The organism is Streptomyces europaeiscabiei, from assembly GCF_036346855.1.
Lineage (GTDB): Bacteria > Actinomycetota > Actinomycetes > Streptomycetales > Streptomycetaceae > Streptomyces > Streptomyces europaeiscabiei.
The window spans coordinates 7,855,716-7,881,197 of sequence record NZ_CP107841.1 but is presented as its reverse complement, the minus strand read 5'-3'; the positions used below and the strand labels follow the sequence as shown (position 1 = coordinate 7,881,197).

Here is a 25,482-nt window from a genome sequence, read left to right as displayed (position 1 = left end):
AGCGTAGGAAGACTGGAAGTCTATACGATGTTCCACATTTCTATACGGCGCACCTCCGCGCGACCTGGATCCGCACGGCACACCGCCGACGGCACACCGCTACACGGCGGATCTCTCCACCGGACAGCTCATACAGCGCGGCCCGCCCCTCCCCCGGCCCAGCTCGCTCCCCGGGATCTCGATCACCTCGACACCCTGCCTGCGCAGATGCGTGTTGGTGGTGGCGTTGCGTTCGTAGGCGACGACGACGCCCGGCTCGACGGCGAGGACGTTGCAGCCGTCGTCCCACTGCTCGCGTTCGGCGGCGTGGACGTCCTGCGTGGCGGTCAGCACCCGGATGGCGTCGAGGCCGAGCGCGGCGGCGATCGCACGGTGCATGTGCTCCGGCGGATGGTCGGTGACCTTGAGCTCCTTCTCCCCGACGCCGGGCTCGATGGTGTACGAGCGGAGCATGCCGAGGCCGGCGTACTGGGTGAAGGTGTCGCCGTCGACCATGGTCATGACGGTGTCGAGGTGCATGAAGGCCCGGCGCTTCGGCATGTCGAGGGCCACGATGGTCTGCGCGGAACCGGCGGCGAAGAGCTTGTGGGCGAGCATCTCGACGGCCTGCGGGGTGGTGCGCTCGCTCATTCCGATAAGGACGGCGCCGTTGCCGATGACGAGGACGTCGCCGCCCTCGATGGTGGACGGATAGTCGGCCTGCCCCTCCGACCAGACGTGGAACGCCTCGTCGCGGAAGAGGGGATGGTGCCGGTAGATCGCCTCGAAGTGGACGGTCTCGCGCTGACGGGCGGGCCAGCGCATGGCGTTGATGGAGACCCCGTCGTAGATCCAGGCGGAGGTGTCACGGGTGAAGAGGTGGTTGGGGAGGGGGTCGAGAAGGAATTCGTCCAGCTCCATGACATGGAAGCGGACCGAGGCCGGCTCCATGTGCGCGTCGAGGAACTCACGCTTGGTCATGCCGCCGATCAGGGCCTCGACCAGTTCCGTCAGGGGCAGCGACTCGAAGGCGGCCCTGAGGTGGTCCGTGGCGAGTGGACCGTACTCCTTCTCGTCGAAGACCCGGTCGAGGACCAGCTCCCGGGCCTGCGGGATGCGCATGACGTCGGTGAGGAGGTCGCCGAAGAGGTGGACGGCGACGCCCCGGTCACGCAGCACGTCGGCGAATCCGTCGTGCTCGGCGCGCGCCCGGCGCACCCACAGCACGTCGTCGAAGAGCAGCGCGTCCTTGTTGCTGGGGGTGAGCCTCTTGAGCTCAAGATCCGGCCGGTGCAGGATGACGCGGCGCAGCCGCCCGGCCTCGGAGTCGACATGGAATCCCATGTCCTCATCCTGACCATTCGGGCGCGTGTTCACCCGCCGGTCGGCCGAATCGGAATCCTTCCATCTCGTCCTCTTGACGATAAGCGGGCCACTCGATTATCGTCTAAGTGACACTAACTGGTGTCGCTCAGTCGTCGCGAGGGGGATCTTCCATGGCCGACATCACCAGACGGCTCGGCTGGCGGCATCTGCGCGGCGCGCCCACCGCGCACATCCGCCACCACCGCTCCGGGCGGCTCGTGCACGACGGCCCGGGGCTGAGCTTCTGGTACCGGTCGCTGAGCGCAGCGCTCTCCGAAGTCCCGGTGGACGACCGGGAGCTGGCGATGACCTTCCACGCCCGCACGTCCGACTTCCAGGACGTGGCGGTACAGGCGACGGTGACGTACCGGGTGAGCGACCCGGCAACCGCCGCCGCCCGCCTCGACTTCTCCATCGACCCCGACACCGGCGTCTGGCGCGGCGCTCCCCTGGAGCAGTTGTCGACTCTGCTGACGGAGACGGCCCAGCAGCACGCGCTGGACGTCCTGGCCCGTACGACACTGGCGTCGGCCCTGGTCGACGGGGTCGCGGCGGTCCGGGAGCGGGTGGCGAGCGGGCTGGCGGCCGAGCCCCGGCTGCCGGCCACCGGGATCGAGATCGTGGCCGTACGCGTGGTGGCGCTGCGGCCCGAGCCCGAGGTGGAGCGGGCACTGCGCACGCCGGCCCGGGAACAGATCCAGCAGGAGGCGGACAAGGCGACGTACGAGCGTCGTGCCGTGGCCGTCGAGCGGGAGCGGGCCATCGCCGAGAACGAGCTGGCCAGCCAGATCGAACTCGCCCGGCGCGAGGAGCAGTTGGTCGACCAGAGAGGGACGAACGCGCGGCGGGAGGCGGAGGAGAGGGCCGCGGCGGACGCCGTGAAGGCGGGCGCGGAGGCGGCCCGGACGGTACGGCTGACCGAGGCGGAGGCCGAACGGACCGTCAGGCTCGCGGACGCGGAGGCGACGCGGAGCGTGAAGCTGGCCGAGGCCGAGGCGGCGCGGCAGGTCAAGCTGTCCGAGGCGGAGGCTCGGGCCGCGCGGGTCGTGGGTGCGGCACGGGCCGAGGCCCAGGCGGCGTGGCTGCGGGTGCACGCCGAGGTGGACGCGTCGACACTGCACGCGCTCACCGGGACACGGCTCGCGGAGAACCTGCCGCGCATCGAGAGCGTGACCGTGTCCCCCGACGTACTGACCGGGCTGCTCTCCAAGCTGGGCGGGACGGGCACCCAAGGGGGCTCGGCGTGAGTCTCGCGCCGCGGGTGGTGCTGGTCCATCGCACCACCGAGTACGAGGAGTTGGTGGCCCGGCACGGTACGCACGGGCAGGCCGCCTTCTTCCTGCGGTCCCGGGGGCGGGACATCGAGGACGTGGCCGAGCGGCACCGGCGGGAGCGCGGGGCGCTGGCCGAGGTCACGTCCTCGGTGCCGCTGACCTGGCGTCAGGCGCGGGTCGAACGGGGTGACCTGGACCGGTTCCTGTTCGCTCCCGAGGACGTCGTGGTCGTCGTCGGGCAGGACGGGCTGGTGGCCAATGTCGCGAAGTACCTCGCGGGGCAGCCGGTGGTCGGGATCAACCCCGATCCCCGGCGCAATCCGGGGGTACTGGTGCGCCACCGGCCCGACCAGGCCCGGAAGTTGCTCTCCTCCTCGCTGCGGCACGGCGCCCGGGCCGATGAGTTGACCATGGTCGAGGCCGTCGCCGACGACACGCAGCGGCTGGTGGCGCTCAACGAGATCTACCTCGGCGCGGCGGGGCACCAGACCGCCCGGTACCGCCTGGGGCTCGACGGCGACAGGGGTGCCGTCGAGCCCCAGGCGTCCTCCGGGGTGCTCGTCGGGACCGGGACCGGGGCGAGCGGATGGATCCGGTCGGTGTGGCAGGAACGGGCGAGTGAGCTGACGTTGCCCGGCCCGGACGAGGCCCGGCTGCTGTGGTTCGTGCGGGAGGCGTGGCCCTCTCCGGCCACGGGCACGTCACTGGTGGCCGGCCAGTTGGCGGCGGCCGCCCGGCTCCGGCTCACCGTCGAGTCGGACCGGCTCATCGTCTTCGGGGACGGGATGGAAGGGGACGCGCTGGAGTTGACGTGGGGGCAGACGGTGCGGGTGGGGGTGGCGGGGGTCCGGTTGCGGTTGGTGGGCTGACGCGTGGGGCCGCCCCCGGCGCCCCTACCGTCTCTCCCCCACTCTCGGCTTCGCTCGCGAGCGGGAGCGCCGCCACCAGGGGCTGCGCCCCTTCGACCCCCGGTCGGTGCGTTCTTCGGCTGCCGGTGAGTGGGGGCTTGTCGCGCAGTTCCCCGCGCCCCCTTGAGAGCTCCGGGCGCGACCCATGCCGCCAAGGTGCGCGGGGAACCGCGCGAGCAACCACGCACCACCCGCAGCCGCCGCCGAAGCCGCACCCCCGAGCTCTGAAGCGGCCCGGTTACTTGTCCCCGTCGGCAGACGTGGGCGCCGCCGCTGCGCCCTTGCGGCGCTTGCGGTGGGTGTAGGCGACCACCGCCTCCCACAGGTCGCGGCGGTCCACGTCCGGCCAGGGCTGGTCGGTGAAGTGGAGTTCGGCGTAGTGGGCGTGCCAGGGGAGGAAGTTGGAGGTGCGGATCTCGCCGCTGGTGCGCCACAGGAGGTCGACGTCGGGCATGGCGTGGTGCGGCAGATGGGCGGCGAAGAGCTGCTCGGAGACCCGGGCGGGGTCGACCTCGCCGGCCAGCGCGGCACGGGCCAGTGCCGCGCCCGCGCGGGTGAGTTCGGCGCGGCCGCCGTAGTTGACACAGACGTTGAAGGTGAGGCCGGTGCGGTTGCGGGTGGCGTGCTCCTGGGCGCGGAGGACCTCCACCACGTCGTCCGGGAGGCCGTCGGGGGAACCCACCCAGCGCAGGCGTACGTCGTGGTCGAGGAGTTCACCGTCGAGCAGCTCGGAGCGCATGATCGCGAAGAGCTTGGAGACCTCGTCGGGCGACCTCTTCCAGTTCTCGGTGGAGAAGGCGTAGACGGTCAGATGGGCGAGCCCGATCTCCAGGGCACCCTGGACGACGTCCCGCAGGGCGACCGCTCCGGCGCGATGGCCCTCGTCGCGGGGCAGCCCGAGCCCGGTGGCCCAGCGTCCGTTGCCGTCCATGACGATCGCCACGTGCTGCGGGAGATGTGCCTCGGCTATGGCCGGCGGACGGGCACCGTCGCGGTGCGGGCGCGGCGGCAGCGGCGGTTCGGCGATCCGCGTGACGTGCGACTCGGGACCGGCGAGCAGGGCCGACTCGTCCGTGGTGCCGTCGGTGGGAGACGTGGCACCCGCGCGGGAAACGGCCGCCGTCCTCGCCGGGGTGTCCTGCCCGCCGGGCGGCAGCGTCAGCCGCCACACCACGGCGGCCCGCGCCCGGGCCGGGCCGAGGATCCGCCACTCGGTGTGCCGGGGGACGCGAACCGGGCGGTGCAGGACGGCCGATCCGGCCCGGACGATCGCGTCCAGCTCCGCGCCGAACAGCTCGACAGCGCTGTCGAGCACGATGGAGGGGCCCAGCGGCAGCGTGTTCCGCAGCGCCCGGCGGGAGGCCTCCAGCCATTCCCGGGCCTGATCGGCCAGGTGCGCGACCAGCTGCCGGACCGCGGGGGTCCACTCGCGGGAGATCAGCTCGGCGGGGGTGACCTGGAAGCGGTCGAGGACCTCCGCGGGGAACCACACCTGCCCGCCGTCGAGGTCCTCGGGGAGGTCGCGAAGCATGTCGGTGAGGAACAGCCCGTCCACGAAGCGGGTGAAGCCCGGGAGGTCGCGGAGCCGCACCGGTACGGGCAGCCCGGACCGGACCAGCATCCGCATCAGCTGCTCGGGCCAGCTGACGTTCTGGGCGTGGGCGCGCTCGCGCCACTCCTGCCAGGTCGCGACACCCTCACGGCCCTCGTCCCCCTGGACCGCGTCCAGGGCGCCCAGCAGATCACCGAGGTCGAGTCCCCAGTGCCACACCGCGTCGGTCAGCGCGCGCCGGACCGGGTCGTCGCTGGTGCCGCTCGCCAGGTCGGCCTCCAGCGCGACCCGCCACTCCCGGAGCCGCCGGGCGCGCTCCTGCGGCGTACCCTCGGTGGAGTCGACCAGGTCGTCGGCGGAGGCGAGGGCGGCGTACAGGGCCCAGCAGGCGGGTCGTACCGCCGGGGGCATGAGCTGCATCAGGGCGTACTCGGTGGGCCGTGTCGTGCGGACCAGGCGGCGGCACTCGTCGTACGCGGCGTCGAGTGCCGATCGCTCTCGCCCGGACCGCGTTACGGACCGCGTGGTGGTGCGACGCATGGGAAACCCCACATACCTTCGAATGGGACCGATGGGACCGACCCGGGTGACAGCGATCGCCTGCGACTGGCTGCGATCACTGTCCCCCGAGCACTGCCGGAACCGCTGGAACCATTCGAACGCAGTGCACGGCCACGCCTGGCTGCGACATTATCAGCCGCATTGTCGCCTCCCGGGCGCGGGTCCACCCGTCAAGGACGTGGGGGTGTCACGTCCCGGACGGGGGCCCCACATCCCGGACGGGGGGTGTCACAGACGAGGACGGGGGGTGTCACAGACGAGGGTCGACCGGCTCCGACTCCAGTGCCAGTACCCCGAACACCGCCTCGTGCACCCGCCACAGCGGCTCCCCCTCGGCGAGCCGGTCCAGAGCCTCCAGGCCCAGGGCGTACTCGCGCAGGGCGAGCGACCGCTTGTGGTTGAGGAACCTGCCGCGCAGCCGGTCGAGGTTCTCGGGACGGGTGTACTCCGGCCCGTAGATGATCCGCAGGTACTCCCGGCCCCGGCACTTGATGCCCGGCTGGACCAGCCTTCCCCGGCCGCTCCTTACCACGGCCTCGACCGGCTTGACGACCATTCCCTCGCCGCCGCGGCCGGTCATCTCCAGCCACCAGTCGATCCCGGCCCGCACCGAGGCCTCGTCGCCGGTGTCGACGAAGAGGCGCCGGGTCGTCTGCAGCAGACCGCTGACGTCGAACTCGACGAGCCGGTCGATGAGGGCCAGCTGCTCGTCGTGCGGCAGGGCGGCGAGGCTGCGGCCCTGGACGGCGAGGATCTGGAAAGGGGCGAGCCGGACGCCGTCCAGGCCCTCGGTCGGCCAGCAGTAGCGCCGGTACGCGTCGGTGAACGCGGCCGCGTCGGCGGCCCGCTCACGCTGCTTGGCCAGCAGCTCGCTCACGTCCACGCCACGTGCCACCGCGCCTTCCAGGGCGGCCAGCGCGCCCGGGAACACCGCGCCGGACGCGGCGCCGACGGCCGCGTACTGGGTGCGCAGCAGCCCGGACGCCTTCAGCGACCACGGCATCAGCTCGGCGTCCAGCAGTACCCAGTCGGTCTCCAGTTCGTCCCACAGGCCGGCCGCCGTCATGGCCTCGCGGACCCGGCCGAGGACCAGTTCGGTGCGGGCCTCGTCGTCGAAGAACGGGCGGCCGGTACGGGTGCAGAGGGAGCCCGTGGGACCGTCCACGCCGAAGCGTTCACGGGCCGCGTCCGCGTCACGGCAGATCAGGGCGACGGCCCGCGACCCCATGTGCTTCTCCTCGCACACGACCCGCGCGACGCCGTCCTCCTTGTACTGCGCGAACGCCTCGGCCGGGTGCTCCAGATAGCCCTCGATGTGTGAGGTGGCCGTCGGGGCCATGGTCGGCGGCAGGTACGGCAGCAGCCGCGGGTCGACCGCGAAGCGGCTCATGACCTCCAGGGCGGCGGCCGCGTTCTCCTCGCGGACCGACACCCGGCCCGCGTACCGGGTCTCGACGACCCGGCGGCCGTGCACGTCCGCCAGGTCCAGCGGCCGGCCCTCGTGCCCGCCGGGGGCCTCCGTGGCCAGCGGCTTCGCCGGCTCGTACCAGACCCGCTCCGCGGGCACCTCGACCAGCTCGCGCTCCGGCCAGCGCAGCGCGGTGAGCTTGCCGCCGAAGACGGCGCCCGTGTCGAGGCAGATGGTGTTGTTCAGCCAGGTGGCGGTGGGCACCGGGGTGTGGCCGTAGACCACGGCCGCGCGACCCCGGTAGTCCTCCGCCCACGGGTAGCGCACCGGCAGCCCGAACTCGTCGGTCTCGCCGGTGGTGTCGCCGTACAGCGCGTGGCTGCGCACCCGGCCGGAGGTCCGGCCGTGGTACTTCTCCGGCAGACCGGCGTGGCAGACGACCAGCCGGCCGCCGTCGAGGACGTAGTGGCTGACGAGCCCGTCGATGAACTCCCGTACCTGCTTCTTGAACTCCTCGCTCTCGCCCTCCATCTGCTCGATGGTCTCGGCGAGTCCGTGGGTGTGCTGGACGTTGCGGCCCTTGAGGTGACGGCCGTACTTGTTCTCGTGGTTGCCGGGCACACAGAGCGCGTCGCCCGAGCCGACCATCGACATCACGCGGCGCAGCACGCCCGGGCTGTCCGGGCCCCGGTCGACGAGGTCGCCGACGAAGACGGCCGTACGGCCCTGAGGGTGCGTGCCGTCGACGTAGCCCAGCTTGCCGAGCAGCGCCTCCAGTTCGCTCGCGCAGCCGTGGATGTCACCGACGATGTCGAACGGGCCGGTGAGGTGGGTGAGGTCGTTGAAGCGCTTCTCGGTGACGACCGTGGCGTTCTCGGCGTCCTCCACGCCCCGCAGGACGTGCACCTTGCGGAAGCCCTCGCGCTCCAGGTGCCGCAGGGAACGGCGGAGTTCGCGGGTGTGGCGCTGGATCACCCGGCGCGGCATGTCGGCGCGGTCGGTGCGGGCCGCGTTGCGTTCGGCGCACACCTCCTCCGGCACGTCGAGCACGATGGCGATCGGCAGCACGTCGTGTTTCCGCGCCAGCTCGATCAGCTGCTTGCGGGACTCCTGCTGCACGCTGGTCGCGTCGACGACCGTACGGCGGCCGGCCGCGAGGCGCTTGCCCGCGATGTAGTGCAGGACGTCGAAGGCGTCCTTCGTCGCGCCCTGGTCGTTCTCGTCGTCGGAGACGAGGCCCCGGCAGAAGTCGGACGAGATGATCTCGGTGGGCTTGAAGTGCCGTCGGGCGAACGTCGACTTGCCCGAGCCGGACGCGCCGATCAGCACCACGAGGGAGAGGTCGGTGACGGGCAGGACGCGCCCCTGCTTCAGCTGGGTCTCGGTCATGCCGCCTTCGCCTCCTTCTCGTTGGTGTTGCGCTGCTTGAACACGGCCATCTGGGTGGGCGGCCCCACCTCCGGGTCGTCCGGCCCGACGGGCACGAACCCGACGTCGTAGCCGTGCCGTTCGGCCACCGCGGTCGCCCAGGTACGGAACTCCTCCCGCGTCCACTCGAAGCGGTGGTCGCCGTGGCGGACATGGCCGGCGGGGAGGCTCTCCCAGCGGACGTTGTACTCGACGTTCGGGGTGGTCACGAGGACGGTCCTCGGGCGGGCCGAGCCGAACACCGCGTACTCCAGGGCGGGCAGCCTCGGCAGGTCGAGGTGCTCGATGACCTCGCAGAGCACGGCGGCGTCGTACCCCTTGAGCCGCTTGTCGGTATAGGCGAGGGAGCTCTGGAAGAGCTGGACGCGGGAGGCCTGACGCTCGCCCATACGGTCGAGCTTGAGGCGGCGGGAGGCGATGGTGAGCGCGCGCATCGACACGTCCGTACCGACGATCTCGGTGAAGCGGACGTCCTTGAGCAGCGCCTGGACCAACTGGCCCTGACCGCAGCCGAGATCGAGGACGCGCGCGGCGCCGGACTCCTCCAGCGCGGCGATGATCGCGTCCCGTCGCTGCACGGCGAGCGGCGTCGGCCTCTCCTCGCCCTCGGCTTCCCCGTCCGCGGCCTCCTCGACGGCGTTGTCGATCGCCTCGACCTCGCTGTCGTCGGCCTCGGCCAGCCGTACGAGTTCCAGGCGCTCCATGGCCTGCCGGGTCAGCGACCAGCGGCGGGAGAGGTACCGGCTGGTGATCAGCTTGTGCTCGGGGTGGGCCGGGAGCCACCCCTCGCCCGCGCGCAGCAGCTTGTCGACCTCGTCGGAGGACACCCAGTAGTGCTTGGTGTCGTCGAGGACCGGCAGCAGGACATACAGGTGGCGCAGTGCCTCGGCGAGGGTCAGCGACTCCGCCTCCAGGACGAGCCGTACGTAACGGGAGGCGCCCCACTCCGGGAACTCGGTGTCCAGCGCCACCTCCTCGGCCGTGACCGTCCAGCCGAGCGGCTCGAACAGCTTGGCGACGAGGGCCGGCCCGCCGCGTGCGGGCAGCGCCGGTATCTCGACGCGCAGCGGACGGGTCCGCCCCGGGAGTTCGGGCCGGGCCTTGCAGTGGCCGCGCACGGCGCTGGAGAAGACGTCGTTCAACGCGACGGCGAGGAGGGAGGAGGCCGCGTACGGGCGGTCGTTGACGTACTGGGCGAGCGCGGCGTCCGGTGCCCCGCCACGCCCCTTGCCCTTGCCGCGCCGGACCAGTGCCACCGCGTCCACCTCGAGCAACAGCGCGGCCGTGCACCGCTCGACGCCGGCCTCGGGGTAGAGGACGTGCGCCTTGCCGTAGGACAGGTTGGTTGAGAACGCTCGGTCAGGGTGCTTATGGAGGAGGAACCCCAGGTCAGTAGCCGGGTGCTGCTCATTGCCGGTGGTGGAGATCGTCAGGAACACGTGTCCGAGTATGCGTGTCAGCGGGCCCGCGCCGGTACTGGATTACCCCGGAACGACAGAGGACCCCCACCAGTCGGTAGGGGTCTCGTGAGGCCCTGTGAGCCGTTCAGCCCTGGCTCTCGTCGTGAGCCTGGAGAGCCTGAGAGATGGCACCGACGGACGGGTTACGGGTTTCTCCGCTCCCGGTCTTGTAGGTGAGGTGAGGCTGAATCTGCCGGATGGTGAATCCCTTGCCCCTGAGCGCCACAGCCTGAGCTGTCAGAGCCTCAGTCATGACCGGACGACGACCACCAACCTTGCCGTTCTTCCGAGCCGCCTCGAGACCCAGGGCTTCGGCGTAGTCAGATGCCCGTCTGGTTCGTGTTGATTTACCGCGCCTCGCGGTGTTCCAGGAGCGGAGCATGCAGCCGGGTCCTGGCCAGGGACAATGCCTGCATGGACATCGTCGTTGAGATCCATGTGCCCCTTGGGGAGGCCCCGGGCACTCCGGAGGGTTCCTATGTCTTCCCCTGGATCGACCAGGTCGAGGACTTCCTGGCTGAACAGGGGGTAGCGGGAGTGCATGACGAAGGAGAGGAGTACGGCGAGGCGTACGTCTTCTTCATCACCGGGGCCGCCGAGGCGGATCTCCTGGCCGTCGCGTCCCGCGTGGCCAGAGTTCCGGGCATCCCGAGCGGAGTGTTCGCGATGGTCACGAACGATGAGGCGGAAGAGATCGGTCTCGGGCGACGTGTGGAACTGCCGCTCGATGGTCCTCGATGAGACCGACGGTCCGGCGTGGACCGGTTCGGTTGCGCAGCACCGGCGGGTGACGCTCCGCCGGCTCGACGGCTCCCGGCAAGCCGGACAGGCACGGACTCCCAAGATCATGGAGTTCTTGACGCCCCGTGACCTGCCTGGAAGACCGTGCCTGCCGACGCATCATCGCCGATCCCGCCTGCCCTTGACCAGCTCAGTGAGCATCCAGAGGTGGTGCCGGGGGAAGTCCCCGGCCTTCTGCAACGTCTTGCCGAGGTGCCCGACCCGCGCGATCCGCGCGGGGTGAGGCATGGCCTGACCGTCGTGCTCGCGCTGACCGCGTGCGCGGTGCTGGCCGGGGCGAACTCCCTGCTGGCGGTCGGCGAATGGATCGTCGACACCCCTCCCCAGCTGCTCGAACCCCTCGGCGTGCGGCCGGACCCACTGTGCCCGAAGCGGAACCTGCCAGCGGAAACGACCGTACGCAGACTGCTGGCCCGCATCGACGGTGACGCACTTGACCGGGCCGTGGGCTGCTGGCTCGCCGACCGCCGCGCCCCTACCGCATTCCCATTGCGAGGACTTGCCGTCGACGGAAAGAGCCTGCGCGGCGCCGCGAGGGCCAAGGGCCGCAGGATCCATCTGCTGGCCGCGCTGGACCACACCACCAGCCTCGTGCTGGCTCAGCTGGACGTAGGTGAGAAGACCGGCGAGATCACCTGCTTCCAGCCGCTGCTGGAGACGGTCACCGACCTGGCCGGCGTGGTCGTCACCAGCGACGCGCTGCACACCCAGCGCGAGCATGCCGTCTACCTCCTTGGGCGCCGAGCCCACTACATCGTGATCGTCAAGGGCAATCAGAAGAGGCTCCGCAAGCAGCTCAAAGCCCTTCCCTGGAAGGACATCCCGCTCCAGGGCCGCACGCGCGCCGTCGGTCACGGACGGTCCGAGATCCGCCGGATCAAGGTCGTCACCGTGAACAACCTGCTGTTCCCCGGAGCCAGCCAGGCGCTCCAGATCAAGCGCCGCCGCACCGACCGCAAGACGGGCAGAACCACTGTCAAAACCGTCTACGCCGTCACCAGCCTGGCCACTGAGCAGTCCACCCCTGCCCAGCTGGCCAAGCTGGTCCGGGACCACTGGAAGGTGGAGGCCCTGCACCACGTCCGCGACACGACTTTCGCCGAGGACGCCTCCCAACTGCGGACCGGCAATGCACCACGCGCGATGGCGACCTGGCGCAACTTGGCCATCGGCGCCCTCAAGCTGTCCGGCGCCACCAACATCGCCGCCGCACTCCGCGCCAACGCCCGCGACCCCAACCGTCCGCTCGCCCTACTCGGCCTCACATGATCACGAACCGGACGTCATGTGACTATGCCGAAGCCCTGCCCCCTATCCCCCTTAAGGAGAAATGATCTACTCCCTATAATAATCCTCATAGCTTCCACTTGGGGCTCAATACGCGCATTGCGCGTGATACATACCCTATGAAGATCTGTCAAGGATGGAGGAAAGCCCTGGTCTAGCCCCATGGGGCTACTGCCCCCCATAGGGAGCCTCAGGCACGACAGAGACCGGACCACCTTCAATTGTTATTGAACCGTTGAAGGTGGGAGTGGTCGAATTTATAACCAATAGGAAAACAAAAAGGCCCCGCTACCCAGTGGAGCCTTTTCTTTACGCCTCATTCTTTTATACCGCTTTCAGTTCCTTAAGGAACTCGGGTACAGGCTCCAGTGTCAACCCTGGAAAATCCCTCAGTTCAGGGTTGATCCAGTGCGCCGGTACGTTCCATCCGGTCACCTGCCATCCCTCGACAGAGGCAGCGCCCAATCCCGCAGCTTGGGCAAGTTGCTTGAGATCTCCGAGCGAGACCACAACGCCGTGCGCGACATTGGGAATTGCTTTCTTCCACACGTACACCTGTACACCCCTGCCAGTCAGGTAATCCCGTCGTTCCTCGGTCCTCATGCCTCCCCACTTCTGAGCCCACGTAAGACCCGTAGGAACGAATCGAGTAACCGCAGGGCGTACCGGCTTGGCTTTGAGTTCCTTCTGCTTCCTGGTCAGGTTCCCATGCATACGCCAGTACGACTCTTCCTTGTCCTCATCGTCATACCGTCCGTTCTCATAGTCCTTTTCCAGACGCAGCAGACGTGCTCTGACCTGCTCAAGCTCCGCTGTGTGATCCTCCCCTGGCTCTGTCATCTTCACTACCTCAGGAAGCTCCCCGAGTCGGCTGAGCAGCGCTTCCTCAAAGACTTCATTGAGCAAGTCCTCTGGGATGCGCGCAGAATTGGCACAGGGCATTCCCTTGGAGCGGGCCGCACATGAGTAATGCCGATAGACCTTGACTTCTCCTGTGGCAAGCGTCTTCTTCAAGCGGTGACAGAACATCCGTGCGCCGCAGGTTCCGCACCGCGCAACACCGGTCAGTAGGGATGCTTGATTTGTTCGGCGGATATCCGATACGCCACGAGACTTGATGGCCGTAACGGTGGCTTGCCATTCGGAATTGGTGAGAATCGGATACTCGGTAGCCATAACCAAATTCCCCTGGTCATCCTCGTATGGCTCACCCTTGTAGGCGAGGAATCCGGCACACGCAGGATGCTTGAGAATGCGCTGAACGACCTGAGGACTCCAGTTGGTTCCCTTGGGTTCCGTCAGAGCCTTGCCGTTCCTGCGCCTTGGGTCCTTCCCTCTCAGCTCCCTCAGGTAGTCACGCCACGTCAGAACCCCTTTGGCGTTTAACTCTCGGGCAATCTGATTGGTGGAGACTCCACTACGTACACGCTCTGAGATCTCTTGCAAGAGCTTGGCGTACTCGGCTTCCGGCACCAGGACATAGTGTTTCCCGTCCTCAGAATCCCCGTAGACGTAGCCGAAGGGAGTCAAACCACCAGCGAACAGACCGTTACGCCGTAGGTAGTCGCGCGCGTCGGCTACGCGCTGCCTGATCTTCCTCAGCTCTCCTGCTGCCTGAGTGGCTTTCGCGTAGGCAATGAGCCGTCCCGTCTCGGTAGAGATATCGAACGACGGATCATCGAGAACAACGAGGGTCTTCCCCCAGTCAAGAACGTTCTTGACGAACGCCATGAAGTGGAGATCGTCACGGCTGAGACGGTCCTGCGTAGCGACCGCCAACACGTCCCACTTCTCCCGCCCTTCCTCGGTGAGCCACGGGCCCATAGAGGGGCGCTCAGGGAGGTCTACGGCGCCAGACACCGACCGGTCCTCCACCACTCCCGCTACGGCGTGCCCAAGCCCCTCAGCCCACGTGTGGAGCTTCTCCAACTGCCGTGTGATGGAAGTCGATTCGTCGGTGTCGATGCTGATCCGTGCGGCGAGTAGCGCCCTCTGTGTCTCTCCCATGGACCAGAGCGTAGGGCAGTTTCAATCTACGTATCTACGGATTGCCGTAGGAGGTGGAGAATGCCTGCGATTTGTCGGGATGCTTGTGCAGCAGGAAGCCGAGATCGGTCGCGGGGCGCTCTGGGGTACCGGTGGTACTGATCGTCAGGAACACGGTGGGGTGCCTCGTGGTGGGTGTGGTGGGTGTCTGGTGCGGGTGAGCGAGTTCGAGGAGAAGGCGCCTGAACTGCGGATACCTGCGCATCGTCCCGTTTCGGCGCGCGCCCCCAACGTACAGGGAAGGCTTGGACCGCACTCAGGCTTTTTCCGCACGCCACCGCGCGCCCCCACGCGCGTCCGGCTGTCCCCGGAACCTCGTCCCGACACCCCCTCACCCGACCGTAGGACCACCCGCACATCGCCTGAGCCACGGCCCGTCCCCGCTCTTCGAGGGCAACCCATGGCTGTGGGAACTCTTCGGCTGGGCCCGGTAGCCGCCCCCGTGGGTCGGCGGCGGACCGTGCGTGGTTGCTCACGCCCATGCGGAGCAGCCACGGGCCGGCGCGGCCCCGCGCCCTTTGCGGGACGCGGGGCCGGGGGCCCCGCTACGACAGCTGGGACTGCACCTGGGCGGAGATCAGCTCAAGGTGGTCCAGATCGTCGAGGTCGAGGATCTGCAGGTAGACGCGCTCGGAGCCGATGGCCTGGTAGCGGGCGATCTTGTCGACGACCTCGGCCGGGGAGCCGGCGAGGCCGTTGGCCTTGAGCTCGTCGACCTCGCGGCCGATCGTGGCGGCACGGCGGGCGACCTCGGCGTCGTCCTTGCCCACGCAGACGACCAGGGCGTTCGAGTACACGAGGTCGTCGCCCTTGCGGCCGGCCTCCTCGGCGGCCTTGCGGACCCGGCCGAACTGGCGCTCGCTGTCCTCGACCGAGGCGAACGGCATGTTGAACTCGTCGGCGTACCGCGCGGCGAGCCTCGGGGTGCGGCTCGCGCCGTGGCCGCCGATGAGGACCGGCACCTTGGCCTGCGCCGGCTTGGGCAGGGCAGGCGAGTCGGTCAACTGGTAATGGGTGCCGTCGTACGAGAACGTCTTGCCGACCTCGGTGGCCCACAGGCCGGTGACGATGGCCAGTTGCTCCTCCAGACGGCCGAACTTCTCCTTGGGGAAGGGAATGCCGTAGGCCTTGTGTTCTTCCTCGAACCAGCCCGCACCGAGACCGAGTTCGATACGGCCGCCGGACATCTGGTCGATCTGGGCGACCTGGATGGCGAGCACGCCGGGCAGGCGGAAGGTTCCTGCAGTCATCAGGGTGCCCAGGCGGATGCGCTTGGTCTCGCGGGCGAGTCCGGCCAGGGTGATCCAGGCGTCGGTGGGGCCGGGCAGACCGTCCGCCGAGCCCATGCTGAGGTAATGGTCGGAGCGGAAGAAAGCGTCGAAGCCGAGGTCCTCGGTGGCCTTGGCGACGGTGAGGAGGGTGTCGTAGGTCGCCCCCTGCTGGGGCTCGGTGAAGATGCGAAGATCCATGGCTCCATCCTGCATGCTCGGCCCTCGGTCGACGGCACTGGTCCCGGCCGTGCCGCGCGGCCACGGTCGGGTGAAATTCCGTCAATCCGGCGCATGGGGCGGGCTCGGGCCAGTGACCGGCGGGAACGGTGATCGTTGCTCGGGGGGAGCCGGACCGCCCGGCACCCGTCGCCGGCGGCCGCTGCCGGGACGCCTGCACACGTGCCCCCTCGGGGGGCGAGGGCCGAGGAGGCCGTCACATGTCCCAGGAAGCCGTGCCGGAGCAGGCAGCCGTGCCTGCGCAGCCGAAGGGTCTGCTCCAGCAGATGGAGGAGCTGATGGCTGCCCTGAACGCGGACCTGTCCCAGCTCGACGCGGATCTGTCGGTGCCGCGGGCCGCTGCCTCGGAGGAGAGCGACACGGTCTGACCCTGCCCGAGCCGTGAAGCCCGGCGCCCGGTCCTCTCTCGCGGCCGGGCGTTCGCCATGTTCCCCGGGTGCCGCCGGAATTCTTCTCGCCCCCGCCGCCCCTACCCGTCCCGCTCCCCGGGGCTGTGCCCCTTCGACCCCCTGTGAGGAAGTGAGGAAGTGAGGAAGGGTTGTGCGGTTGTGGGGCGGGTGCGGGGCGGGTGGGGGCTTGTGGCGCAGTTCCCCGCGCCCCTGAGAACCAGGGGTGCTCCCTGGTTTTCAGGGGGCGGTGAAACCGGGCAGCACCGCACCCACCCCGCAGCCGAATCGCTCACCCCGCCGCCGCGTCTCTCTCCGACAGGACCTGGTCTCTCACCGCCAGACGTCGCAGCATCTCCAGGACGCGGTCACGGGCCTCGTCCGCCGCGTCGATCGCTTCCATGCACTGCCAGTAGGTCGCCTCGTCGTCCGCCCCACTCGCCAGCCCCACGAGCGCTATACCGACCTCCCCCAGCAGGCCCCCGAGCCTCAGCAGCGACTCGTGGGCGTCGCCCAACTCGGTGAGCTGGGCGGCGCGTAAATCTCCCACGCCGAGCATCGGGGCGCCGAGTATGCCGCAGCCGCTGCCGGCCAACTCGGTCAACCCCAGTGCCTCGCCGCGCAGTTCGGGGGGTCCCGAGACCGCGAGACGGCTGCCGATCGCCTGGGCGAGGGCATAGGACTGCCATGCCTCCGCCATGAGCTGAGGCCCCTCGACGCTGCCCGCCAGTGCACGCCTGCTCGCCAAGATGAGCCGCACCGCATCCATGCGCTGCCCCCGACTGTCCCGACGCGCTCTCGCACGTCCGCCCGAACTCCTGCCTGTTCATTACCCACAGTGAGGGTCACTGAGACGGAAAGCCAGAGGAAGCCTGAAATCTGTGGATAACAAGTCGACTGTGAACAACTCCGTGACTCCGGAGAGTGACGAATCGGGTGACGCGATCACCGCCCAACACCGTCAGGGCTTCTCGCGCGCCGGAAATCTCCGTTCGTTGCGGTCGATCTTCGCATCCAGGGCTGACAGTGGGTCGATGCCCAGCACCTCGCACAGCTGGAGCAAGTAGGCGAGCACGTCGGCGACTTCGTCCGTGACGCGATGGGCGGTCTCGGGGTCCGCCATCACGCGTGCGGACTCGTCGGGCGTCAACCACTGGAAGATCTCGACGAGTTCGGACGCCTCCACGCTCAGCGCGGAGACCAGGTTCTTCGGCGTGTGGTACCGCCGCCAGTCGCGGGCGGCAGAGAACTCGGCGAGCCGCCGCTGCAGGGTCGCCACGTCGAGCTCGCGCACGGGTTCTCGCGCGGACTCCCGCGCGGGTTCAGGATCTTTCACGGTTCAGGTCTACCACCGTCGCCCCCGCCACCCCGGCGACCCAGGAGGCGTCGCTCACCGCGCCGACCAGCCGGATGTGGCCGCGCTCGCACATCCGGGCCGCCAGCCTCACCAGTTCCAGGGCCTGCCTCGGGTCGAGGGCCCGGTCGAAGCCGTCGGCGAGGACCGTGAGCGTCTGTAGTGCCGCGGGCACCTCCGCGACCGGGTCGACCTCCAGCACCCCGGGGCCGGTGAACAGCACGAGGGCCAGCGCCAGATACCTCAGCTCCCCGTCCCCGAGCAGGCCCAGGGCCGTCCGCACCCCGTCGCCCCGGTCCAGCACCGCCCGTACCGCGCCGTCGCGCAGCGGCTCGGCCACCAGATCGAGGACCGGTCCCGCACAGCCGTCGCGAACGGCCCCGACGAGCAGCGCGTGGCGTCGGCCGCACTCCGTCCGCGTACGCCACAGCACGTCGGCGAGGTTGTCGCAGCCCCGGAGCAGCCGTCCGGAGCCGAGCGGCACGGCGGCGCGCATCCGGCCGGGGCGCGGATCGCAGGCGTAGACCGAGCGGAGGGCGACCACCATCTGCTCGGCGGCGGCGAGGACCCGACGCTGGCCGTCCGTCTTGCCGGCGACCCGCAGCGGGAGCAGCGCGGTGCCGAGGCGGTCGTCGGGCAGTGGGCCACGGGTGACCGGGGACGTGCCGGCCGTGTGCCAGGAGGCCTGGACGACGGGGCGGCCCGGGTCGACGAGCGCCGTCTGCAGCAGGGTGAGTCCGCCGGACGTCAACCGCTCGCCCACGATGCGGAGTTCGGGCTCGGCCTGCACGGCGACATCGAGGTGTACGGGCCCTTCGGGACCGTCGGCCGTGCAGCCGATGCGGAAGCCGCGCCGCCGTTGGGCGTCGGGGCGGGCCCGTTCGGGGACGCAGCCGCGCGGGTCGGGGAAGGCCTCGTCGAGGTGGGCGCCGCCGCCGAGTCTCGCCAGCGCCTCGTACGCCCGGAGCGCGGTGGTCTTGCCGCTGCCACTGCGCCCCGCGAGGAGGGTCAGCGGACCCAGCGGGAGGAAGGCACCCCGGTGCCCGGCGAAGGCGGAGAGCCGCAGCTCGGTGACGCTCGGCCGTTCCGGACGCGCTCCGGCGTCCGCGCCGGGCAGCTTCGGCGACAGGGATGACACGGTCATATGCGGACAGTAGGGGCCCACCTGTCAGGCGAACCGTTCCGCCCAGACGATCTTCCTACGATCGAGGGAGCGCCCTGGACAGGGCGAGGGCGCCCCGCACCGATCGGGAGCGCCCTGGACAGACGGGGAGCGCCAGGGACTGATCGCGAGCGCCGAGGACCGACCGCGAGCGCCCCGGGACGACGTGGAGGGCTCCGCGCGAGATCCAAAGGATTCCGCAGGGGGCAGTGCGCGCCCGCGGGCGCCACTCTCATCGCCCCCCGATCCCGGCCCCCCGGCCCCCCGGCCCCGACGGCCGCGTCTCACCCGGGGACCCCGGCGCCTTCCATCAGCCCACGCACCGATCGGGAGCACCTTGAAACGAACGCGAGCGCGCCCCGGACCAGACGGCAGGCTCCACTCAAGGCACAAACGGCTCCGCACGAGGCGGCAGGGCTTCGCAGCGGGCGCCGCCCTGCTCAGCCGCGGCACCCCGCGCCGCCTCTCCGCACTCCCGACGCCCCGCGTCACACCCCAGGGACCCGGCACCCCGCGTCACATCCCGGGAACCCCGGCGCCTTCCATCAGCCCACGCACCTCGGTTCCGCGCGGCGTGAGAAGGAACACGTTCCGGTCGACCCGGTGCATTCCGCTGGCGAGGCCGAAAACAACCCCCGTGCTGAAATCCAGCACGCGCTTGGCGGTATCGGTCTCCGCACCCGACAGGTCCAGCAGCACCGGAATGCCCGCCATCAGCGTCTCTGCCACGTCACGGGCGTCCGCGAAGACGTTGACGCGCAGCACCACGAAGCGGCGCCGGGCCTCGGTCTCGGCTTCCGGTATGGTCCGGTGGCCGACCGCCGACGGCCAGGCGTCCCGGCCCCGCAACGGCACGACCTGGGCGAGCCCCTCCCACTGTTCGTCGGTGACATCGTGGCTGTTCACCCTGTTCACCGGCCTTCCCCCTGGCTCGCACTGAATGACTGCATCAGCCAATTCTTACGCATGGTCACCCGTTCGGCCCAACAGCGACACGGACCGCGACACCTCCTTCCGCGACAACGGCCGGAACACGCCCTCACAGCCCCTTGCGCGGCCGTGTGTGGCGGGCGTAACGCCTCATGATCAGGTCATGTGACACAGGCGTAACGGGCAATTCGTACGATCGAAGCTGCCGGGCCGTGTCCCGGAAGCTGAGCGGAAGCCGACCGGCCGCCGTACCAGACACCAACCGGACGCCGCGCCGGACAGGCAACCGGCCGCCGTGCCGGACAGCGACCGGTGGACCGGCCGGACGACCGACCGGACACCCCGGACGCCGACAGAGAGGGGCCGCCCGTGGCCGCACAGGGCCCGCAGAGCACCACGACCCAGGTGCGGACCGTGTGCTCGTACTGCGGTGTCGGCTGCGGCATGCTCCTGGACGTCGGGATGGGTCCCGACGGCAGGCGCACGGTACTGAGGGCGACGGGCGACAAGTCCCACCCGGCGAACTTCGGCCGCCTCTGCACCAAGGGCGCGACCACGGCCGACATGCTGGCCGCGCCCGGCCGCCTCAGCACCGCCCTCGTACGGGCCGACCGGGGCGACGAGCCGGTCCCCGCGCAGGTGTCCGACGCGATCGCCGAGACCGCCCGGCGGCTGCGCGCGATCATCGACGAGCACGGACCCGACGCGTTCGCGTTCTACGTCTCCGGCCAGATGAGCCTCGAAGCCCAGTACCTGGCGAACAAGCTCGCCAAGGGATTCATCCGCACCAACCAGATCGAGTCGAACTCCCGACTGTGCATGGCGAGCGCCGGCACGGGCTACAAGCTGTCGCTGGGCGCCGACGGGCCGCCCGGCTCGTACGACGATCTCGACAAGGCGGACGTCTTCCTCGTCATCGGCTCGAACATGGCGGACTGCCACCCGATCCTGTTCCTGCGGATGATGGACCGGGTCAAGGCGGGCGCGAAGCTGATCGTCGTCGACCCGCGTCGCACGGCGACGGCCGAGAAGGCCGATCTGTTCCTGCAGATACGTCCGGGCACGGACCTGGCCCTGCTCAACGGGCTTCTCCATCTGCTGCACACGGACGGGCACACGGACCCGGTCTTCATCGCCGCCCACACCGAGGGCTGGGAGGCGATGCCCGACTTCCTCGCCGAGTACGCGCCGGACACGGTCGCCGGGATCACCGGTATCCCGGCGGACGACATCCGCGAGGCCGCACGGCTCATCGGCGAGGCCGCCGAGTGGACGAGCTGCTGGACCATGGGGCTCAACCAGTCCACGCACGGCACCTGGAACACCAACGCGCTCGTCAATCTGCATCTGGCGACCGGCGCGATCTGCCGTCCGGGCAGCGGCCCGTTCTCGCTCACCGGTCAGCCCAACGCCATGGGCGGTCGCGAGATGGGCTACATGGGGCCCGGGCTCCCCGGCCAGCGGTCCGTGCTCGTGGACGAGGAGCGGGCGTTCGTCGAAGAGCTGTGGGAGCTGGCCCCGGACAGCCTGCGCAAGGACGGGGTCGGCAAGGGCACGGTCGAGATGTTCCAGAAGATGGCCGACGGGGAGATCAAGGCCTGCTGGATCATCTGCACCAACCCGGTCGCCTCGGTCGCCAACCGGAAGACCGTGATCGAGGGTCTCGAGGCCGCCGAGTTCGTCGTCACGCAGGACGTCTTCGCCGACACGGAGACCAACGCGTACGCCGATGTCGTCCTGCCGGGTGCCTTGTGGACCGAGTCCGAGGGGGTCCTCATCAACAGCGAGCGGAATCTGACGCTCGCGGCCCCCGCCGCCGATCCGCCGGGCGAGGCCATGGCCGACTGGCGGATCATCGCGGCCGTCGCACGGGAGATGGGGTTCGAGAAGGGGTTCTCGTACGACAGCGCCGAGCAGGTCTTCGAGGAGATCAAGCGGGCGTGGAACCCGAAGACCGGGTGGGACCTGCGGGGCGTGAGCTACGAGCGGCTGCGGTCGGGCTCGGTGCAGTGGCCGGCGACCTCGGAGGACGGGCCTGCACGGAATCCGATCCGCTACGCCGATGCCGGGGCGGACGGGGGGCTCGTCTTCCCCACCGCCAGTGGGCGGGCCGTGTTCCATGCCCGGCCGCACATGCCGGCCGCGGAGATGCCGGACGACGACTATCCGTTCGTGCTCAACACCGGGCGGTTGCAGCACCAGTGGCACACCCTGACGAAGACGGGCAGGGTCGCCAAGCTCAACAAGCTGAACCCCGGGCCGTTCGTGGAGGTGCATCCGCAGGACGCGCGTGAACTGGGCGTCCAGGACGGGGACTCCGTGGAGGTCGCGTCGCGGCGGGGGCGTGCCGTGCTCCCGGCGGTGGTGTCGGACCGGGTGATGCCCGGGTGCGTGTTCGCGCCGTTCCACTGGAACGACCTGTTCGGCGAGTATCTGAGCATCAACGCGGTGACGAGCGACGCGGTGGATCCGCTGTCGTTCCAGCCGGAGTTGAAGGTGTGCGCGGTGTCGCTGGCGAAGGTGGCGGCGCCGGTACGGGTGTCGGCGCCGGTGGAGGTTCCGGTACCGACACCGGTCGAGACCAGGCCCACCGAGGCGCTCGTGCCCGCGACGGTGACCGTGCCGACAGCTGTCACCCCCGCTGCCAACCCGTTCGGTCTCGAACCCTCTCCCCCACCCGTCCTGTCCGCCCAGGAGCGTCAGTACCTCACCGGCTTCCTCGCCGGGCTCGGCTCCGGGGTGCGGGGGGTGCCCGTGCTGCCGGCGGACGCTCCGTTCAGCCCCGAGCACGCGATGTGGGTGAACGGGGTGCTCGCCGGGATGTACTCGCGCTCGGCGGCCCCGAGCCCGGCACCCGCCACCGCCGGGCCCGCCGGGCGTGAGGTCGTGGTGCTCTGGGCCTCGCAGACCGGGACGGCCGAGGAGTTCGCGGTGGCGGCCGCCGAGCATCTCGGGGCCGCCGGACACCGGGCGACGCTCGTCGGGATGGACGAGGCCGAACCGGAGCGACTGCCGACCGGGGCGGACCTGTTGCTGATCACCAGCACCTTCGGGGACGGCGACGCGCCCGACAACGGCTCCGGGTTCTGGGACGCGCTGTCCCACCAGGAGGCCCCCCGCCTGGACGGTGTGCGCTACGCCGTGCTGGCCTTCGGCGACTCCTCCTACGACGACTTCTGCGGACACGGCCGCCGACTGGACGCCCGGCTCGACGAGTTGGGCGCGGTGCGCCTGGCCCCGCGTACGGACTGCGAGCCGGACTACGAGCCGTCGGCGGACGCCTGGCTGGGACAGGTCATCACGGCGCTCGGCACGGAGACGGACAGGGACGCGGGCGGCGGTGAGCCCATGGCTCCGGGAACGAAGCCGCAGGCCTTCACCGGCACCGCCCCCGCCACCGTCCCGCAGATCACCGCGCCCGCGTCCGCGCCCGCTTCCGCACCCACGCCCACCCGTTCCGCCAAGCCCGCGCCCGCCGCCGCCCGACTGGTCGGCAACCGGCTGCTCAGCCTGCCCGGGGCGGGCAAGGAGGTGCGCCGGTTCACCTTCGACACCAGCGGGACGGGTCTGTCGTACGAGGCGGGCGACGCGCTCGGCGTGCGGCCGGTCAACTCCGGTGGTCTGGTGGCGGAATGGCTGGCGGTGACCGGCCTGGACGGCTCGACTCCCGTGGAGGTCAACGGAGTCGGCGCAGTCCCCTTCACCGAGGCTCTGCACCGGCACCTCGACGTCACCCGGATCACCTCGGACCTGCTCCGCTTCGTCTCCGAACGGACGCGGGACAACCGGGAGTTGAAGAAACTGATGCGCCCGGACAACAAGGACGGGCTGGCCCAGTGGTCGTGGGGACGGCAGGCCGTCGACGTGGTGACCGAGTTCGCCGTACGGGCCTCCGCACAGGAATGGACCGGCGTCTTCAAACGGCTCCAGCCCCGGCTGTACTCCATCTCGTCGAGCCCGCTCGTCGATCCGCACCACGTCTCGCTGACGGTGTCGGTAGTGCGGTACGAGAACCTGCACGGGCGCCCGCGCGGTGGGGTCTGCTCGCCCTTCCTCGCGGACGGCGAGGCGGGACTGGAAGTACCGGTCTTCGTGCAGCGCTCACCGCACTTCCGGCCGCCGGCCGACCCGGTGACACCCATGATCATGGTCGGCCCCGGCACCGGCGTCGCCCCCTTCGTCGGGTTCCTCCAGGAACGGCGTGCCCTCGGCCACCGGGCTCCCAACTGGCTGTTCTTCGGGGAGCAGCACCGGGCGACGGACTTCTACTACCAGGAGGAGCTGACGGCCCTGCAGGGGTCGGGCGTGCTCAGCCGGCTGGACACCGCCTTCTCCCGTGACCAGCGCGCCAAGGTCTACGTCCAGGACCGTATGCGTGAGCACGGCCCCGAGCTGTGGCACTGGCTCCAGGACGGCGCCCGCTTCTACGTCTGTGGCGACGCCTCCCGCATGGCGAAGGACGTCGACCGGGCCCTGCGGGACATCGCGGTCACACACGGCGGGATGACCGAGGGCGAGGCCGCCGCGTACATGAAGCAACTGTCGACGGAGAAGCGGTACGTGCGGGACGTGTACTGAGCGGGTCCCCGAGCCAGTTCCCCAGCCAGTCCCTGAGCGGTCTCCACCGGCCTCGATTCGGATCCGGACCCCGCCGCCGCGCGTACCGGGCGGGGCAGGGCGGGGCAGGGCGGGGCGCAACGATGTGATCGTCGGCGTACCCGTCCCGGCCCGGAGCCTGTACGCGAGCTCGCCCGGACCGGGCACGTCCTGTGCGGCACCGACTGGCCCGTCCGCGCCGCCGACGCCGACGCCGAGCGGATCAGGGCGAATCCTCCGCCCCGGAAACCCCTCCGGAAGCCCCCGGAAGCCCCCTCCGGAAGCCTCCGCCCAACGACTTTGCCATCTCTTTACAACGCGTCCCGCCGCTGTCTCGTCTCTCCGCTCGATACGTGATGCCGCCGCGTGCCGGGCAACCCGCCGGGCGGCCCACGAAGTCGTCGGCCCCGTCGAACCGGACGGGGCGGACGGCCCGTTGAACCCGACGAGAGAGAGCGACTCATGCGCCGAACCGTCCTCAGTGCCGCGGCACTCGCCTTCACCGCCGTGCTGGCGACCGCGCTGCCCGCGTTCGCCGACGACACGAGCCCGACCGTCGCGCCGCAGGAGGCCTCGGCGGCACCGAGCGCGGTCCCGTCCCCGGCCACCGAGCCCCCGTCCTCGGCCGAACCCACCAGGGCCCCGAACGACAGCGACGCCAGCCCGGTGCCGAGCCAGGTCTCCGTCGTCCCCAGCGGCGCGCCCGACACCGGTGCGACGCCGGAGTCGGAGGGGTCCGGCAGCGCGGTGCTGGCCGGCACGGGCGCCGCCGCGGTGCTCCTCGGCGGCGGCGCGGCCGTCGTTCTCGTACGCCGTCGGCGGGCGAACGGGGCGTGACCTTGCTCTCCAGGCGCGCCTTCGCCACCGCGGCGACGGCCTCGCTGCTCGTGAGCTGCGACGGCCGACGAACCGACTCCGCCTCGACCGCACCCGCCGCGGGCGACGTGTCCCGGCCCCCGTCCGTGCCGCCCTCGTCGTCCGACACCGGCGCCGCACGCGCACTCGGCCGTTCGGTCCCGGTCAGACTGCTGATCCCGGCCATCGAGGTCGACACCCCCGTCATCCGGCTGGGGTTGGCGCCGGACGGCACCGTGGAGGTGCCGCCGATCACGGCGCACGACCGGGCGGGCTGGTACGAGCACTCGCCGACGCCGGGGCAGACCGGCCCGTCGGTGATCCTGGGCCATGTCACGGTCGGCCGCTACGGGGACGGGGTCTTCCGCCGCCTCGCCCGGCTGCGACGGGGCGAGCGGATCAGGGCGCGCCTGGAGAACGGCACGACACCGGAGTTCACCGTCGACAGCGTTCGGACGGTCGCCAAGGCCGACTTCCCCGCGGACGAGGTCTACGGAAACGCGGACCGCCCCGTACTGCGTCTCGTCACCTGCGGCGGTCCGCGCACGGGCGACGAGTACCGCGACAACGTGATCGTCTTCGCCACACTGAGCACCGCGGACCGGTGATGCGGGGCCTGACG

The 25,482-nt window shown here is 70.3% G+C and carries 19 protein-coding genes and 1 pseudogene; 8 read left to right on the top strand and 12 right to left on the bottom strand.

Features of this window, described 5'->3' with window-relative positions:
- Positions 1-99: 99 nt before the first annotated feature.
- Positions 100-1,323 carry an arginine deiminase gene (locus OG858_RS34350; RefSeq protein ID WP_328544157.1) on the bottom strand — a complete coding sequence of 408 codons (1,224 nt, stop codon included), beginning with the start codon at positions 1,321-1,323 and terminating at the stop codon, positions 100-102.
- A 152-nt stretch (positions 1,324-1,475) separates the two neighbouring features.
- Between OG858_RS34350 and OG858_RS34345 the strand changes: the two genes are divergently transcribed.
- Positions 1,476-2,591 carry an SPFH domain-containing protein gene (locus OG858_RS34345; RefSeq protein ID WP_086752136.1) on the top strand — a complete coding sequence of 372 codons (1,116 nt, stop codon included), beginning with the start codon at positions 1,476-1,478 and terminating at the stop codon, positions 2,589-2,591.
- Entirely contained in the window at positions 2,588-3,487 is a 900-nt protein-coding gene (locus OG858_RS34340; RefSeq protein WP_328544158.1) for an NAD(+)/NADH kinase, read from the top strand. Before OG858_RS34345 ends, OG858_RS34340 begins: the two co-directional genes overlap by 4 nt.
- A gap of 277 nt (positions 3,488-3,764) precedes the next feature.
- Here the strand turns inward: OG858_RS34340 and uppS are convergent, their stop codons facing one another.
- From uppS to OG858_RS34325, 3 genes are all read right to left on the bottom strand, one after another.
- A complete protein-coding gene (gene uppS, locus OG858_RS34335) occupies positions 3,765-5,618 on the bottom strand; it encodes a polyprenyl diphosphate synthase (RefSeq protein WP_319263310.1) in 1,854 nt (617 codons plus the stop codon).
- A gap of 271 nt (positions 5,619-5,889) precedes the next feature.
- The gene (locus OG858_RS34330) at positions 5,890-8,436 is read right to left on the bottom strand and encodes a polynucleotide kinase-phosphatase (protein WP_319263312.1); all 2,547 of its coding nucleotides are present in this window, start codon (positions 8,434-8,436) and stop codon (positions 5,890-5,892) included.
- The gene (locus tag OG858_RS34325; protein ID WP_319263314.1) at positions 8,433-9,914 is read right to left on the bottom strand and encodes a 3' terminal RNA ribose 2'-O-methyltransferase Hen1; all 1,482 of its coding nucleotides are present in this window, start codon (positions 9,912-9,914) and stop codon (positions 8,433-8,435) included. The genes OG858_RS34330 and OG858_RS34325 overlap by 4 nt, the downstream gene beginning before the upstream one ends.
- Before the next feature lie 435 nt (positions 9,915-10,349).
- Between OG858_RS34325 and OG858_RS34320 the strand changes: the two genes are divergently transcribed.
- Positions 10,350-10,676, top strand: coding sequence for a hypothetical protein (locus OG858_RS34320; protein ID WP_319263316.1), 327 nt, complete (start codon positions 10,350-10,352; stop codon positions 10,674-10,676).
- Positions 10,677-10,835: 159 nt separating this feature from the next.
- On the opposite strand, the gene OG858_RS34315 is transcribed toward OG858_RS34320, so the two are convergent.
- Positions 10,836-10,964: a hypothetical protein gene (locus OG858_RS34315; RefSeq protein WP_256960434.1), complete on the bottom strand. Its 129-nt coding sequence runs from the start codon at positions 10,962-10,964 to the stop codon at positions 10,836-10,838.
- Between OG858_RS34315 and OG858_RS34310 the strand changes: the two genes are divergently transcribed.
- The gene (locus tag OG858_RS34310; protein ID WP_456243142.1) at positions 10,929-12,005 is read left to right on the top strand and encodes an ISAs1 family transposase; all 1,077 of its coding nucleotides are present in this window, start codon (positions 10,929-10,931) and stop codon (positions 12,003-12,005) included. The two genes, OG858_RS34315 and OG858_RS34310, sit on opposite strands and share 36 nt — an antisense overlap.
- A 342-nt stretch (positions 12,006-12,347) precedes the next feature.
- On the opposite strand, the gene OG858_RS34305 is transcribed toward OG858_RS34310, so the two are convergent.
- The 3 genes and pseudogenes from OG858_RS34305 to OG858_RS34295 form a co-directional block, all read right to left on the bottom strand.
- Positions 12,348-14,030: a recombinase family protein gene (locus OG858_RS34305; protein WP_086748617.1), complete on the bottom strand. Its 1,683-nt coding sequence runs from the start codon at positions 14,028-14,030 to the stop codon at positions 12,348-12,350.
- A gap of 43 nt (positions 14,031-14,073) precedes the next feature.
- A pseudogene (locus OG858_RS48260) lies at positions 14,074-14,274 on the bottom strand (3' terminal RNA ribose 2'-O-methyltransferase Hen1); the annotation flags it as partial.
- A gap of 340 nt (positions 14,275-14,614) precedes the next feature.
- Positions 14,615-15,538: an LLM class F420-dependent oxidoreductase gene (locus OG858_RS34295; RefSeq protein ID WP_086748616.1), complete on the bottom strand. Its 924-nt coding sequence runs from the start codon at positions 15,536-15,538 to the stop codon at positions 14,615-14,617.
- A gap of 239 nt (positions 15,539-15,777) precedes the next feature.
- Between OG858_RS34295 and OG858_RS34290 the strand changes: the two genes are divergently transcribed.
- On the top strand, positions 15,778-15,945 hold the full coding sequence (locus OG858_RS34290; protein WP_179200997.1) for a hypothetical protein: 168 nt from the start codon (positions 15,778-15,780) through the stop codon (positions 15,943-15,945).
- 310 nt (positions 15,946-16,255) lie between these two features.
- Here the strand turns inward: OG858_RS34290 and OG858_RS34285 are convergent, their stop codons facing one another.
- From OG858_RS34285 to OG858_RS34270, 4 genes are all read right to left on the bottom strand, one after another.
- Positions 16,256-16,732, bottom strand: a complete 477-nt coding sequence (locus OG858_RS34285; RefSeq protein WP_328544160.1) for a DUF6099 family protein — start codon at positions 16,730-16,732, stop codon at positions 16,256-16,258.
- Positions 16,733-16,924: 192 nt separating this feature from the next.
- A complete protein-coding gene (locus tag OG858_RS34280) occupies positions 16,925-17,299 on the bottom strand; it encodes a nucleotide pyrophosphohydrolase (RefSeq protein WP_086754600.1) in 375 nt (124 codons plus the stop codon).
- Positions 17,286-18,461: an AAA family ATPase gene (locus OG858_RS34275; protein ID WP_086754599.1), complete on the bottom strand. Its 1,176-nt coding sequence runs from the start codon at positions 18,459-18,461 to the stop codon at positions 17,286-17,288. The genes OG858_RS34280 and OG858_RS34275 overlap by 14 nt, the downstream gene beginning before the upstream one ends.
- 534 nt (positions 18,462-18,995) lie before the next feature.
- Complete coding sequence (locus tag OG858_RS34270) at positions 18,996-19,385, bottom strand: cell division protein SepF (RefSeq protein WP_086749013.1); 390 nt, start codon at positions 19,383-19,385, stop codon at positions 18,996-18,998.
- A gap of 393 nt (positions 19,386-19,778) precedes the next feature.
- Here OG858_RS34270 and OG858_RS34265 point away from each other — a divergent pair, with 393 nt between their 5' ends.
- The 3 genes from OG858_RS34265 to OG858_RS34255 all read left to right on the top strand — a co-directional run bounded on the left by OG858_RS34265 (position 19,779) and on the right by OG858_RS34255 (position 25,468).
- Positions 19,779-23,987 carry a molybdopterin-dependent oxidoreductase gene (locus tag OG858_RS34265; protein ID WP_328544161.1) on the top strand — a complete coding sequence of 1,403 codons (4,209 nt, stop codon included), beginning with the start codon at positions 19,779-19,781 and terminating at the stop codon, positions 23,985-23,987.
- Between the two features lie 480 nt (positions 23,988-24,467).
- Positions 24,468-24,842 carry a sortase-dependent protein gene (locus OG858_RS34260; protein WP_319064397.1) on the top strand — a complete coding sequence of 125 codons (375 nt, stop codon included), beginning with the start codon at positions 24,468-24,470 and terminating at the stop codon, positions 24,840-24,842.
- Positions 24,839-25,468, top strand: coding sequence for a class F sortase (locus OG858_RS34255; protein ID WP_179201276.1), 630 nt, complete (start codon positions 24,839-24,841; stop codon positions 25,466-25,468). The genes OG858_RS34260 and OG858_RS34255 overlap by 4 nt, the downstream gene beginning before the upstream one ends.
- The last annotated feature ends 14 nt before the right edge of the window (positions 25,469-25,482 follow it).